The organism is Pontibacter sp. HSC-14F20, assembly GCF_019599265.1.
GTDB lineage: Bacteria > Bacteroidota > Bacteroidia > Cytophagales > Hymenobacteraceae > Pontibacter.
Genome location: NZ_JAHZTC010000005.1, coordinates 67,265 through 81,095 on the forward strand (window position 1 = coordinate 67,265; position 13,831 = coordinate 81,095).

Annotated in this window: 15 protein-coding genes; 11 read left to right on the top strand and 4 right to left on the bottom strand. The window is 50.7% G+C overall.

Annotated elements, in window-relative coordinates; all coding sequences use genetic code 11:
• Positions 1–54 precede the first annotated feature (54 nt).
• The 7 genes from ligA to K3G39_RS06535 all read left to right on the top strand — a co-directional run bounded on the left by ligA (position 55) and on the right by K3G39_RS06535 (position 7,289).
• Positions 55–2,067, top strand: a complete 2,013-nt coding sequence (gene ligA / locus K3G39_RS06505) for an NAD-dependent DNA ligase LigA (protein ID WP_220625372.1) — start codon at positions 55–57, stop codon at positions 2,065–2,067.
• 411 nt (positions 2,068–2,478) lie between these two features.
• Positions 2,479–3,492 carry a sensor histidine kinase gene (locus K3G39_RS06510; protein WP_255594078.1) on the top strand — a complete coding sequence of 338 codons (1,014 nt, stop codon included), beginning with the start codon at positions 2,479–2,481 and terminating at the stop codon, positions 3,490–3,492.
• A 4-nt stretch (positions 3,493–3,496) separates the two neighbouring features.
• On the top strand, positions 3,497–4,231 hold the full coding sequence (locus tag K3G39_RS06515) for a LytTR family DNA-binding domain-containing protein (RefSeq protein WP_220625373.1): 735 nt from the start codon (positions 3,497–3,499) through the stop codon (positions 4,229–4,231).
• A 158-nt stretch (positions 4,232–4,389) separates the two neighbouring features.
• Positions 4,390–5,259, top strand: coding sequence for a 4-hydroxy-tetrahydrodipicolinate synthase (dapA, locus tag K3G39_RS06520; RefSeq protein ID WP_220625374.1), 870 nt, complete (start codon positions 4,390–4,392; stop codon positions 5,257–5,259).
• Between the two features lie 125 nt (positions 5,260–5,384).
• Positions 5,385–6,278 carry a hypothetical protein gene (locus tag K3G39_RS06525; protein WP_220625375.1) on the top strand — a complete coding sequence of 298 codons (894 nt, stop codon included), beginning with the start codon at positions 5,385–5,387 and terminating at the stop codon, positions 6,276–6,278.
• 48 nt (positions 6,279–6,326) lie between these two features.
• Entirely contained in the window at positions 6,327–6,830 is a 504-nt protein-coding gene (locus tag K3G39_RS06530; RefSeq protein WP_220625376.1) for a hypothetical protein, read from the top strand.
• Between the two features lie 9 nt (positions 6,831–6,839).
• On the top strand, positions 6,840–7,289 hold the full coding sequence (locus K3G39_RS06535; protein ID WP_220625377.1) for a DUF421 domain-containing protein: 450 nt from the start codon (positions 6,840–6,842) through the stop codon (positions 7,287–7,289).
• Between the two features lie 72 nt (positions 7,290–7,361).
• On the opposite strand, the gene K3G39_RS06540 is transcribed toward K3G39_RS06535, so the two are convergent.
• The 3 genes from K3G39_RS06540 to K3G39_RS06550 form a co-directional block, all read right to left on the bottom strand.
• Positions 7,362–7,907: an SRPBCC family protein gene (locus tag K3G39_RS06540; protein ID WP_220625378.1), complete on the bottom strand. Its 546-nt coding sequence runs from the start codon at positions 7,905–7,907 to the stop codon at positions 7,362–7,364.
• Positions 7,908–8,107: 200 nt separating this feature from the next.
• Complete coding sequence (locus K3G39_RS06545; protein WP_220625379.1) at positions 8,108–8,641, bottom strand: hypothetical protein; 534 nt, start codon at positions 8,639–8,641, stop codon at positions 8,108–8,110.
• Positions 8,642–8,705: 64 nt separating this feature from the next.
• Positions 8,706–9,389: a hypothetical protein gene (locus K3G39_RS06550; protein ID WP_220625380.1), complete on the bottom strand. Its 684-nt coding sequence runs from the start codon at positions 9,387–9,389 to the stop codon at positions 8,706–8,708.
• 131 nt (positions 9,390–9,520) lie between these two features.
• Between K3G39_RS06550 and K3G39_RS06555 the strand changes: the two genes are divergently transcribed.
• The 4 genes from K3G39_RS06555 (at position 9,521) to K3G39_RS06570 (ending at position 13,368) form a co-directional block, all read left to right on the top strand.
• Positions 9,521–10,192 (top strand): hypothetical protein, encoded by a 672-nt coding sequence (locus tag K3G39_RS06555; RefSeq protein ID WP_220625381.1) that lies wholly within the window; start codon positions 9,521–9,523, stop codon positions 10,190–10,192.
• Positions 10,193–10,254: 62 nt separating this feature from the next.
• On the top strand, positions 10,255–10,500 hold the full coding sequence (locus K3G39_RS06560; protein WP_220625382.1) for a hypothetical protein: 246 nt from the start codon (positions 10,255–10,257) through the stop codon (positions 10,498–10,500).
• A gap of 139 nt (positions 10,501–10,639) precedes the next feature.
• Entirely contained in the window at positions 10,640–12,019 is a 1,380-nt protein-coding gene (locus K3G39_RS06565; RefSeq protein ID WP_220625383.1) for an NAD(P)/FAD-dependent oxidoreductase, read from the top strand.
• Between the two features lie 11 nt (positions 12,020–12,030).
• Positions 12,031–13,368, top strand: coding sequence for a 4Fe-4S dicluster domain-containing protein (locus K3G39_RS06570; protein ID WP_220625384.1), 1,338 nt, complete (start codon positions 12,031–12,033; stop codon positions 13,366–13,368).
• Between the two features lie 199 nt (positions 13,369–13,567).
• Here K3G39_RS06570 and K3G39_RS06575 read toward each other — a convergent pair whose 3' ends face one another.
• Positions 13,568–13,738 (bottom strand): hypothetical protein, encoded by a 171-nt coding sequence (locus K3G39_RS06575; protein WP_255594079.1) that lies wholly within the window; start codon positions 13,736–13,738, stop codon positions 13,568–13,570.
• Positions 13,739–13,831 lie beyond the last annotated feature (93 nt).

A 13,831-nucleotide genomic window follows, 5' to 3' on the forward strand; every position in this document is an offset into this window, starting at 1 on the left:
ACTTGGCAGCCTGCGCCCTGTTCTCTATTTTTACAGACCAAACAGAAATATCCTATGGACTTAGCACACGATCCGGCTACTGAGATTCAGGAGCTCACCCAACGCATCAACTACCTCAATTACCAATACTACCAGAACAGCATTTCCGAAGTCTCCGACTACGAGTTTGATATGATGCTCGAACGCCTGCAGCAACTGGAGCAGCAGCACCCGGAACTGCGCCAGCCCAACTCCCCTACCCAGCGCGTGGGCGGCACCGTAACCAAAAGCTTCAAGACGGTATACCATAAATTCCCGATGCTGTCTTTGAGCAACACATATTCCGAGGAAGATTTGCGCGAGTTTGACAAGCGCGTGCGCAAGATCGTGGGCGATGAAGTGGAGTACGTGTGCGAGCAGAAATTTGATGGTGTGGCCATTAGCCTGACTTACGAGAACGGCGAGTTTGTGCAGGGCGCTACCCGTGGCGACGGTACACGAGGCGACGATATTACAGCCAACGTGCGCACGATCCGGGACATTCCGCTGCAGGTACACGGCAAAGATTACCCGGACAGTTTTGAGGTACGTGGTGAGGTCTTTCTGCCCCTGCAGGTGTTTGAGCAACTCAATGCCGACCGCGAAGAAGCAGGCGAACAACTCTTGGCCAATCCGCGCAACGCTGCCTCCGGCACGCTCAAGCAGCAGGACTCGGCGATTGTAGCCAGCCGCAAACTGGGTTGTTTTTCCTATGGTTTCATGAGCTCCTCGAGTCCCTTTGACACGCACTCCGAAAGTCTGCAGGCTATTCAGAAATGGGGTTTTAAGGTATCGGACACCTGGCGTAAATGCAGCTCCATCGATACCGTGCTCGACTACATCAACGAGTGGGAACAGAAACGCCATGAACTGCCCATCGCCACCGACGGCGTGGTAGTGAAAGTGAACAGCTATACCTTGCAGGAAGAGCTCGGCTATACCTCTAAAAGTCCGCGCTGGGCGATTGCCTACAAGTACCCGGCCATGAGCGCTGTTAGCCGCCTGCTTGAAATTCAGTACCAGATCGGCCGCACCGGAGCCGTTACGCCTGTGGCCATCATGGAGCCTGTGCTGCTGGCCGGAACCGTTGTGAAACGCGCCTCCGTACACAATGCCAACGAGATTCAGCGTCTCGACCTGCGCCTGGGTGATATTGTGCATGTAGAGAAAGGGGGCGAGATTATACCTAAGATCACGGGTGTGGACGTCAGTCAGCGTCCTGCCGACTCCATGCCGATCATTTACCCGAGCCACTGCCCTGCCTGCGGCTCTGAGTTGGTGCGCACCGAAGGCGAAGCGAACTTTTACTGTCCGAACGAGGAAGGCTGTGCGCCGCAGATCCAAGCCAAGCTGGAGCACTTCATTTCCCGCAAAGCCATGAATATCGACGAGCTCGGCCCCAAAACGATTGAGCAGTTGTACAAAGCCGGACTGGTGCACAATGTAGCCGATCTTTATGATCTCAAATTTGAGCATCTGGTAAATCTGGAGCGCATGGGTGAGAAATCGGCCAACAACATTCTCAATAGTCTGGAAAAATCGAAGCAGACGCCTTACGACCGCGTGCTCTTTGCGCTAGGTATACGCTACGTGGGCAGTACCGTGGCCAGGAAACTGGCTGAACAATTCCCCGATATCGAAGCGCTGCGTGGTGCCCTGTATGAAGAATTGATTGCCGTGAACGAGATCGGTGACCGCATTGCGCAGTCACTCATACAATACTTCAGCAGAGCCGAGCACCAGGAACTCATCGAGCGCCTGAAAGCTGCGGGTCTGCAGTTTAAGAGTGAAAATACCGCCCCTGAAATGGAAAGTGACAAGCTGGAGGGCAAAACCTTCGTGATTTCTGGCGTGTTTGAAAGCGTGAGCCGCGACGAGTTACAGCGTATTATCATCAGCCACGGCGGCAAGGTGGTCAGCTCTATTTCAGCCAAGCTCTCATACTTGATAGCCGGCGATAAGATGGGGCCTTCCAAACTCGAAAAAGCCAACAAACTCGGCATCACAATTCTCTCCGAAGACGAGTTTTTAGGTATGGTGAGTATCTGATCAGAACATACTGCAAAAATTAAGCGCCAGTCTACAAAAGGCTGGCGCTTATCAATTTACAAACAAACAATAAAACAATTAAATTCTGACACAGGCCATTGGCCCGCCTTCCCGACACAGCTTCAAGGCCGGAAACTATGCTACAAATGGAGCCTTTTAATCGGACAAATAAAAATGAAATAGACGAACAGCCGAAAAGGATATACGAACAACCGATTCTTCCCTTTTCAGGTTTTATCTTTTAAAAAGACGAATTGATAGGGTGTGTTTGCCTTTCCGTATAGTATCGCGACGTGTTTATATGGAAGCGTGGTAATATTGCTTAACTTCAGCAAAAGACTGATATTTAATAAGTATTTATTACACATGCCTGATACGGCCTTGAACTTGATAGCCCTACCACCATTTACCATGAAGAAGCGGTATAAATTAGCCATACACGTGGCAGCCTGGGCATTTTTTGGAGCTTGGATCTTCTACATTCAGTTTCAGCGCGGCCTTACCTTCAACAAGGCGGTTGACTCGCTGGTAGGACTGAGTTTTGCCATGATGATCTTCTACCTCAACTGGTATGCGCTGATCCCCAAGTTTCTGGCAAAAAACCGGATTTTTGCTTACCTGGGCGTTGTTTTGCTTACGCTCACGGTCGTAGCGCTGGTACGTTCCCCGCTGGACTTTTACGTGTTCCGGGAGTTCAACCCGGGCATGACGGTGCTCTACTCATCAGACCGCATCCTCAACTATGTGCTTGCCGGTTTGATCGTGGTATTTATCAGTTCGGCCCTGAAAGTAACCGGCAACTATATCCGCAACGAGCGGCGCAACAAAGAGCTGGAAAATCAGAAACTGGCCGCTGAACTGAACTTCCTGAAGTCGCAGGTAAACCCGCATTTTCTTTTTAACACGCTCAACAATATATATTCACTGGCCTACAAGCAGTCACCCGAAACACCGGACGCCATCATGAAACTCTCACTCCTGATGCGCTACATGCTGTATGAAAGTAACGACACGCTGGTGGGTCTGGAGAAGGAAGTAGAGCACATCCAGAATTTTATCGACCTGCAGAAATTACGCCTGCGCGAGCAGACCAGCATCCGGCTGAACGCAGAAGGCGACCTGACCGGAAAACAGATCGCTCCGATGCTGCTGATGACGCTGGTCGAAAATGCGTTCAAACACGGACTAGTGAGTCGCAACGAGGTCGGCATTACGCTCAACCTGGTCGTAACGGACGAATGGCTGCAGTTTTCGACGGTGAATAACAGCAGCAGTCACAAAAAAAAGGACTTTGGCGGCATCGGTTTGCAAAACCTGAAGCAACGCCTTAACTTGCTATACCCTCACCGACACGAGCTATACCTTGAAGAAAAAGAAGATACATTTTTTGCCTCGCTGAAATTGTATTTCCAACCAAAAAAATAAACCTATGACCATCCGCTGCCTTGCCGTTGACGACGAACCGCTTGCCCTCGATATAATTGAGAGCTATGTGAGCAAATTGCCTTTTCTTCAACTTGTGAAAACTTGCTCCAGCGCCACCGAGGCCATGCAGGTATTGCAGCAAGAGCAGATCGACCTGATGTTTCTGGACATCGAGATGCCCGAACTGACAGGTCTACAGTTTCTGAATATTCTCAAGCACCAGCCACTGATCATTTTCACGACGGCCTATCCTAATTACGCACTCGAGGGCTTCAACCACGATGCCGTGGACTACCTCCTCAAGCCCATCCCTTTTGACCGTTTCCTGAAAGCTGTGAACAAGGCGCAGGAACGTCTGCAGCGCAGCACCAAATCACCGGAGGCTCCGGTAACTGCCCCTGCCCCACAGGCACCTGAGCAGGATTTCATGTTCGTGAAAGCCGATTACAAAACCGTACGCGTAAGCTTTGCCGACATCCTTTGGATAGAAGGTTTAAAGGATTACATCATCATCCAGACCAAAGACCAGAAGATTATCACGCTCCTATCCATGAACAAAGCCATGGAAAAACTACCGGAGACAAAGTTCATGCGTGTGCACCGTTCCTTCATCGTGGCCCTGCACAAAATCGACAGCATCGAAAAAAGCCGCATCCGCATCGGCAACAAAGAAATCCCGATCGGCGAGGTATACAAAGACCACTTCCTGCATTGGGTGGAGGAGAATAATATTCAGTAATCAGTTAACAGTGAGCCATAATTTGAATATATTCTAATTGCCCTCACTAGTTTAATGTTTACTGGTAATTGTTTATTGATTACTGCTCACTGTTTCCTGTTTTCCTGTTTGCAGATCCCGATTCATAATTCGAACTTCGTGCTTTAGAAAAACAGCGCATGATACAAGATACATTTAAAGGAACAGGTGTTGCTCTGGTAACGCCTTTTGCAAGCAACCAGGACGTGGACTACAATGGGCTGCGCCAGCTGCTCGATTTCACCATAGAGGGCGGTGTGGAGTATTTGGTGGTAAACGGCACCACAGGTGAATCGGTAACAACCACAACTGAAGAAAAAACCGCAATTCTGGCTTTCGTTAAGAAGCATGTCAATGGGCGGGTGCCATTGGTATACGGTCTGGGAGGCAACAACACGCGGGAGGTACTCGATGCGATCCAGAAAACGGATCTGGAAGGTATAGCTGCCGTGCTTTCAGTGAGTCCCTACTACAACAAGCCTTCACAGCAGGGTATTATCCAGCACTATACCCAGATAGCCGACACCTGCCCTGTGCCGGTGATCCTGTACAATGTGCCGGGCCGCACGGGTAGCAATATGTCCCCTGAAACTACAGTACGATTAGCGGCACATAAGAACATCATCGGCATTAAAGAAGCTTCCGGCAACCTGGAACAGTGCATGTACATTGCCAAGCACAAGCCAGCCGACTTTTTGCTGATCAGCGGAGACGATATGCTTACGCTGCCGATGATCGCTTTCGGTGCCGTGGGTGTGATCTCCGTGCTGGCCAATGCCTTCCCTGAGAAATTCAGCAACATGGTTCGCCTGGGCTTATCTAATCAGTTCAAAGAAGCATCTGACCTGCTTTTCGATTTCGTGGACATCAACCCGATGATGTATGAAGAAAGTAATCCGGTGGGCGTAAAGGCTTTACTGGAGCGTTTCGGCGTATGCGGTGGCGCGGTGCGTCTTCCGTTGGTGGAGGCTTCTGCCGGCCTCAAAGACAGACTTTACAAGCAGTTGTAGTCAGCCAGGCCAGGTATAGCAAGCAGAGCAGGAAGGTTGGCGTTGGCCGGCCTTCCTGCTTTTTTTGTCCGACCAAAAGATATTTTCGCTATATTCGTTTTCTTCTATCCTGATACCTTACCACAATGCGTATACCTGCGATCCTGTTTTTAGCGCTGAGCATGGCGGCCTGCAACAATTCTCCTGATCAGTCGCAGGACAACAAAACGGATCATACGCATTTGCTCGAAACAGACAGTAGTCTGGTGCAGGCGCCTGACTCAGCAAAGTTGCCTGCCGATGATGAGTTGCAGCACTATACCCCCGACACGACCAACCTCAGCCCCGAACCCGGCACAACTGCCAAAGTTATGATCGAAGGGCGTTTCCATAAACACGAGGTATGGCAGGGCGCTGAAAATAAGCCTTGGATGGCGCTGGTGCAGCACGACAGCGTTTTCCGGTTACAGCCCAGCCGCCTGCAGGTCACCACTTTTTTCGATCCGGTATTTGACAAAGGCCGGCAGGTACAATCGGGCCGTGAAGTGCGGGGTGAATACCCGAACACCCTCCTTTTCGTGACAGGTATAGCCAAACTGCAAACAAGTGAAGTAGATACCGTGGGTTACCCCAGTCAAGTGATTCTGCCCAACACCGCCATCGACCTCAGGTATAAAGGCAAGACCTATACCCTGGCGGCCAGCGGAGACAGCATACGGCAAGCTGATTCTGCTTCATACGCGGTGGAAAACTACAAGTGGATTATCTCAGGTACCAAAAACGGACGCAGGATTTCGCAGGAACTGGCTTCTGACGAAAACTTTGAGAGTGCCATCTATGTGCTCCTTTGGGTCGGTGACCTGGACCGCGACGGTATACCTGATCTGCTGGCCGATTTGTCCAATCACTTCAACGCCTCCAAGGTCACGCTTTTTCTGTCATCGCTCGCCGAAAAAGGGAAACTTTATAAGAAGGTGGCCGATTTTAAAACAGAAGCCTATCCTGAAATTGCCAGCCCCGATAGCGTAGCAAAACCATAAATTTGCCCGAGCGTTATATACCTACGAAAACGAACGTAAGGTATAGCCGTGAAAAAACACAGGGGTGAACTCGAGATAGACGAGGATATTCAACTGGAAAGCGCCAACTGGAAAGTCCAGCGGTTCGCCTGGGTTATCATGGCACTTGTAGTCGTTGCCGCTTTGCTTGGGTTTACCGGCGATGGTGGCATTGCCAAACTCCAGCACTTAAAAGCCGGTGACGCCGCACAAGGACTCGAAGTGGAATATGAACGCTTTTTGAGACGCACCGCTCCTGCAGAAATTAAAGTGAACCTGGCCCCTTCCACCGACAACTCGCTCACAGAACTGCACTTCAACAAAAAATTTTACGAGGATATTGAAGTAGACAATATTGTACCAGAACCTTCAGAGGTATACACACACGAACAGGGCATCACGTACCGCTTTACCACTGCCAATCAGCCATTTTCAGTTACCTTCTATCTGACCCCCAAAGGTATAGGCTCTCTGCCCCTACACATCGCTACAGACAAAAAAAAGGTAGCCATCACACAATTCATATACCCTTAAGTTTACACTATGGAAACCGTTATCAGAGCGTTGGTTTTATATGTGTTCCTGTTGATCATTTTCAGGGTTAGCGGCAAAAGAACCTTATACGAGGCCACGGTATTCGACTTTGTGCTCTTGCTCATTATTGCTGAAACGGCGGAACAGGCGCTTGTTGGCGAAGACCACTCCATCATGAGCGGATTTGTGATGATCATTACGCTTTTGCTGGCCGACATCAGTCTTTCGCTTCTGAAACAGAAATTCAAACACTTTGGGAAGGTGCTGGACGGAGTACCGGTTATTATTCTCGACGACGGCAAGTTGCTGCACGACCGGCTGAAGAAGGTGCGGGTAGACGAAGCGGATATCCTGGAATCGGCTAGGGAGCTGCAGGGGCTACAACGCCTCGACCAGATCAAATACGCCATTCTGGAAAAAGACGGAAAAATCACTATCATCCCCAAAAAAGAGGAATAATAGGCATTAAAAAAGGTATAGCTTCTTTAGGCTATACCTTGAAATTCTTGACTTTGGATATTTGATGTATGGCTAATTGTCGGTCAGTACATATTTCGACTCTACTTCTTTCTTGATATTTGCTAGTCCGTCCTCAAACTCCTCTCCTATGGTACTGTCAATCAGCAAACCTGAAAACTTCCGGATGGGGTTATCGCCGGTGTACTGCTCAAAATGCCAGGTAAGTTTAGTGCCTTCATCTGTCTCTTCCAATACAAAAGTGCTGTGCGCTTTATTTGCTTTTTCAAATTCGAGATTTGTGACGAGTCGGCTTGGAGGCTCTGCAGCTACAATCGTGACAATACTTTCTCCGATTCCCCGCCGCTGGCTTGTCCAATTATAGCGGGCTCCTACGTGTGTACCGGCAAACCTGGCCGACTTTCCTGAATCGATCTGGTATCCGGGCAGCCATTTAGGCCAGTTTCGTACGTCGCTTAGTTGCTCAAAAGCCACTTCAGCTGGCGCATTAATAATGATGTCACGCTGCAAATGGATCTGGCGTGGCAAGCTGATGGAAATGACGCCCAGTATAACGATCAACGTGATGGCTCCGAGCAATAAAGACTTTAAGACATGCATATAAGTCAATTGTAAACGTAAAATTTTATCAATCTAAAGAAATTTAATACAATTTTGAAAATTTCATAAAAAATGAAAAAAACCACAGCTGTTACGCTGTGGCCTTTCTCAGATGGAAATTCAATACTAATGTATAGTCACTTATACGCAATAGTTACAAAAAGTATACAATGGCGTGTAATCATTTCCTGGGTAGCATGTTAGTAGCGCTGGCCACCTTGGTCGCGGGAGCCATAGTGGTCATCTCCGAAATCACGAAACTCATCGGCGTTGCCATACGAGGCGTCGTGGCGGTAACCATGGTTGCCCCGGCTATCGAAGTTACGGTACAGGTCGCCCTCCTCCGGGTTATCGTAGTTTGGGTTATACCCTGTGCTGTAGCGGTAACGGGTCCGCTCAAAACTGTCCGGGTTATAAAACTGCGGATTGCCGCGACTTACCCTTCCCAAGTCATTTTCGGTGCCGTGCGGTAGTCCGTACTCATCATGGCGGGGCACGCCACTGTAGTTGTTGGTGTCATACGTGGTGTTGTAGTAATCTTCCATGTTGCCACGGTAATTGCCTTCCCGCATACCAGACTCGTTATACCTTGCACGATACTGACGGCCGGCACCTTCGTCTTCAGGTCTTCTGTTCCAGTCGCGGCGCTCATTTTGGTAGTGCTGCTGGCGCGGATACTCTTGTTCGTATTGCCGGTTAAAGTCGTCTTCGTAATAATCTCTGAAATCTCTCATTGCTTTATATTTTAAAATGACAGCCGCAGCAGAGCACTCTGCTGCGGCTGTTTGGTTTTACAGATTAATGTCGGTTGTGGCGGTCTTCGGAGCGACGTTGCGGCCGGTTTTCCTGTCCCCAGCGGTTCAGGTTACTGTAGTAGCTGTCTTCGCCAAAATGATCACGTCCCTCGGTATGGTTACGTCCTGCAAAGCCCCCGCTGTAGTCGTTATCATAAGCCGGATTGTTCATCTCGTAGCGGCGGTAAGATTCGTAGTCGCCCATGGAAGCGTGTCCCTGAAAACTTTCAGAACCTCTTCTGCTGCGTCCTACATCATGCCCAAAGGACTCATCATACTGGCCAGAGCGTGTCCATGAGGTGCCCGGACGGCGCAGGTCATCGTAGTCACGGTTGCTGTAGTCGGCCTGCGCATCGTAGTGACGGCCTGAGTTGTAATCGTCGTTGGGCACATAGCTCATGCCATAGGGATTGTCGTTTCTGCTGCGGCGCTGGCCTGTAAAATTCTCACCGCTGTACTGCGCGCCGCCCGGCTGGAATCGGCCCTGCCGGGAGCCATACTCTTGGTCAATGTTGGTGTTGAAAGACCTGGTATCGTAGTAATCATCTTCCTGCGCACCATAGCCGCTGTTGAAGCGTGAATCTACGGTGTAGTTGCCGCGGTCTGAGTTTTCGCCATGGTGGTGACTGTGCGCCCAGCGTGGCTCCATGTTACGTTCGTCGCGGTTTCCTTCTCTGTTGTTTCTCATAGCGTTGCGTTTTATTTCGTACATAATCCAGCTACTGTTTACGGGCATGCCCCCGCTTTGGGTTAAAGGAACAGGGTAAACTCCCAACCCGATTGTGCGTTAATAGAGTGTACACTAATCAAGATAAAACGATGAACAGATATGATAACTGGCAGGACAGAGACGATGAGCGCAGACGCGACGGCCGTCTTCTGGATGAATCGAGATACAGAGGTGCTTACCGTTTAGATGAAGACGGACATTACAGCACCTACAACCACTCCCGCCAGGGAGACATGGGAAACAGCGGTCGCGACCCTTACAACGACAACCAGGGAGGCGATTATGTATACCGCCGCAGCCGAAACCTGCAGGACAACGATGGTTATACCGAGCACCAATACCAGCAAAGCAACCCAGGTAGCAGTTTACGACAGGATAATTACAACGACTTCGGTGGCCGCTACGGAGGCAGTGCAGGTATGCGCAACAACCGCTCAGGCTACAACGAGCCTAACAGAAATGAGCGCAGCGGCAACCAGCAATATGGTGATTATTACAGCCACCGTACCGCCAGCAACTTCGATGCCGACTACCGTCCTGACCACTACCCGCATCGCCGCGGCGAGAACTATGGCAACATGGCCGGCTCATTAAGCTATGGCTACGACGGCGACGACAATTCAGATCCGGATTACAACCGTCGCTATAACCCGCTTACCGGCGAATTGCATCAGCATGATATGAATTATCAACAACGCCAGCCGCGCCGCTACGGTCCACCGGACAACACTGGTTCCAACCCGGATTATGACCGCTACTAAGGTATAGGTATAACCTTCGCATCAATACAGAGTAAAAACAACAAACTTAAAACAGATTGAAGATGAACGCAGATAAGAATAAAGACCAGAATACAGATCAGAACAAAAACAAAGTAAACGAAGGCAACAAAGTGCCGAACATCCACCCGACGGCTCAGAAAAATCCGTCAGAGCAGATTGCACGCTCAGAGGAAAATGACCAGGCCGGTCGCGCCATGGGCAACGAGCCACGCAGCGGCGGTCGTCAGGGTGGAAAAAGTGTAGAAGATGGCGGACAGGATGTCGGCAGTAGCGCCGGTAGCCGCTAATATTTAACTAGATTTGTAAACAGGAAGGCCGGGGATGACCCGGCTTTCCTGTTTTTATGCCTGTCTATTTTCGTATCTTTGGCTATACCTGCCGTAGCAAGGTATAATAGGTATAGCCTTTAAGGCGCCCGTTTTTTCAATGGAGAAAATCAATTCTCAGGAGCACTTAGTCATCATCGGCAACGGCATTGCAGGCGTCACCTTGGCGCAGCGCGTGCGGCAAGGGAGTGACTGTCGTATCACTATGGTGTCAGCGGAATCGCGGCTGCACTTTTCCCGCACTGCCCTGATGTATGTGTACATGGGCCACATGCGCCTTCAGGACATTGTGCCTTATGCCGATTGGTACTGGCAGGAACAGAAAATAGAGCTCGTGCACGATTTTGTGGAACGGGTAGACATCAGCCAAAAAAAACTGATGCTGCGCCAGGGCGATCCTTTGCACTACGATAAACTGGTGCTGGCTACCGGCTCCAGTGCCACCTACTACAATTGGCCGGGCCAGACACTGCAAGGCGTGCAGGGCCTTGTCTCGCTGCAGGATCTGGAGCTGATGGAAACCAACACGGCAGGTATAGCACAGGCAGTGATCGTTGGTGGTGGACTGATCGGCGTGGAAATGGCCGAAATGCTTCGAAGCCGTGGCATTGCCGTCACCATGCTGATCCGGGATAAACTCTACTGGCACAATGTACTGCCCCAGCAGGAGGCTCAACTAGTGACCGATCATATCCAACACCATGGCATAGAGCTGTTGCTACAGGAAGAACTGCAGGAAATTCTGGGTGATACTTCAGGCAAGGTACGCGCCATCCGGACACGCAACGGCAAGGAGTTGCCCTGCCAGTTTGTAGGCATCACCACCGGCGTAAAACCGACTGTGGAATTCCTCAAAGATGCAGGTATAGACATCGACCGGGGTATTCTGGTGAATGAGTTTTTCGAGACCAGCCAGCCTGAGGTATACGCCCTCAGCGACTGTGCCCAGTTCCGGAACCCTGCGCCGGGTCAGCCCACGATGGAGCAGCTCTGGTATACCGGTCGGCTGCACGCCGAGGCGCTGGCTTTTACCCTGCTCGGCGACCGCAAGCCTTACCAGCGGGGCCCGTGGTTCAACTCGGCCAAGTTCTTCGACATTGAATACCAGACTTATGGCACTGTCCCCGCACATTTCACGGAGCAACACGAGTCGCTGTACTGGCAGAACGAAGAGGCCACCAAGGCCATCCGCCTGCTCTATGAAAAAGTCACGGCCAGGCTCTTAGGTATAAATCTGCTGGGTATACGCTACCGCCACGACCTTTGTCACCACTGGCTGGGACAAGGCTATACCTTGCATGAGGTGATGCAGGAACTGCCGGCCGTCAACTTCGATCCGGAGTTTTTCCAGCGTTACGAAGAAGCGCTCCTGCGCCAGTACTATACCCGTTTCCCGGACCAACAGCCACCCGTCAAACACACTAACTGGTGGGAACTGCGTAAACGTTTCGGTCTGTTTTCTGATTCTGCTTCCTGTTAATTACCGATACGATGCCTACTACCGCTATACCTGCTCCTGCTTCCGAAAGCCCCTTGAAAATGATTGGGCTGATTCTCATCAGCATCGGCCTGTTGGGTATACTGGTAGCCGCCGTTGGTGCTGATTATATTTCCCCTGTTCTCACCGGATTGGGTGGTACTGCTGTGTTTACGGCAGGAGCCTTGCTCTACATATGGCAAAGCCGCCGACAAAAATCTCCTGCCGAGCAGAACCACGGACTTTGGCAAAAAGAGGCTACTTCCCGCGGGGCTTCAGCCTGGGTCATCGGCTTTGTACTTACCGGCTTTTACGTGCTGCTCTACTGGTTTCCGAACACGCTGCAAGGCTTGATTCAGGCAATGGAGCCGCTGAGCCAGTGGCTGCGCAACCGCCCCAGCGACCAGTGGTTCCTGTATGGTACTTTCTATACCCTGGCTGTACTCATTATGGGTGTATTTGCCCTGCTCAAATACCGCTCCAGCCGCTACCACATTATCCGCACCATCTCGGTGATGTTTTTCCAGCTGGGTTTTGCTTTTCTGCTGCCGGGCCTGCTGCTCATGCTCAACAAACCGGAATACTACTTCAGTTATTTCTGGCCGCTCAAGTACGATTATCTTTTCCCGGGCACTGTGGATTATCTGGTGCGCGACGGAGCCGCTTTGGGTGTGTTTATGGTGTTCTGGGGAGCGGTTTTCTCTTTTCTGGCTACGCCGGTACTCACTTATTTTTATGGCAAGCGCTGGTACTGCTCCTGGGTATGCGGCTGCGGCGGACTGGCCGAAACTGCCGGCGACCCCTACCGGCACCTCTCCGACAAAAGCCGCAAAGCCTGGCGCTGGGAAGTGGCCATCATCTACCCGATTCTGGGTTTTGTCATTCTTACAACGCTTTTTCTCTGGATTAACTCGTGGAGTGAAGGCCGTTTGCTGGGTGATTTATCCGGAGGCTTTGCCAGTACCTATGGCTTTTTTATCGGGGCCATGTTCTCGGGTGTGGTTGGCGTGGGCTTCTACCCGCTGATGGGCAACCGGGTGTGGTGCCGTTTTGGCTGCCCGATGGCAGCGTACCTGGGCCTGCTGCAAAAGCACTTTTCCCGCTTCCGCATCAGTACTAATGGCGGACAGTGCATTTCCTGCGGCAACTGTTCTACATACTGCGAAATGGGCATTGATGTGCGTTGGTATGCGCAGCAGGGCGAACCGATCATCCGGGCTTCGTGTGTAGGCTGCGGCATTTGTGCGCACGTTTGTCCGCGTGGAGTGCTGAAGCTGGAAAATGGACCACGGGAAGACCGCTATGCAGGCTCTCCGCTCATCAAGCGCGACGAGTTACGGATTTTGAGTTAGGCTTTACAAGCTCCTTCACTATACACTTAACTTTTTTGTCATCCTGAAAGGATCCTGGTAGCAGAACGCATAAGCCCCATCTCCCGGAGGTAAAGCACTTGCGCTACAATAAACCTTAAACGCATTGCGGGCACCTGCTTTTGGCAAGTGCCCGCAATGCGTTTAAGCTATCAGGTCAGCCGAAGCTATACCTGTAGTACTACTGCAATTCTTCCTGCTCCATGTATTCCCACATGGCATCTTCGCTGGCGCCGATCTTAGCCGCATAAAGCAGCATGGTAGTATAAACGGCGATCAACAAAAAACTGAGTGGGATAGAGAATACAAAAGACACAACAAGCGTCTTCACCGGATCAGGCTTTGTTCTCATTTTGGTAGATGCGTACCAGAAAAAACAAATGTTAAAAATGCCGGCAAGCGCAATAAAATTGATGATATCTAACATTGGCTAAAAGTTAAATGT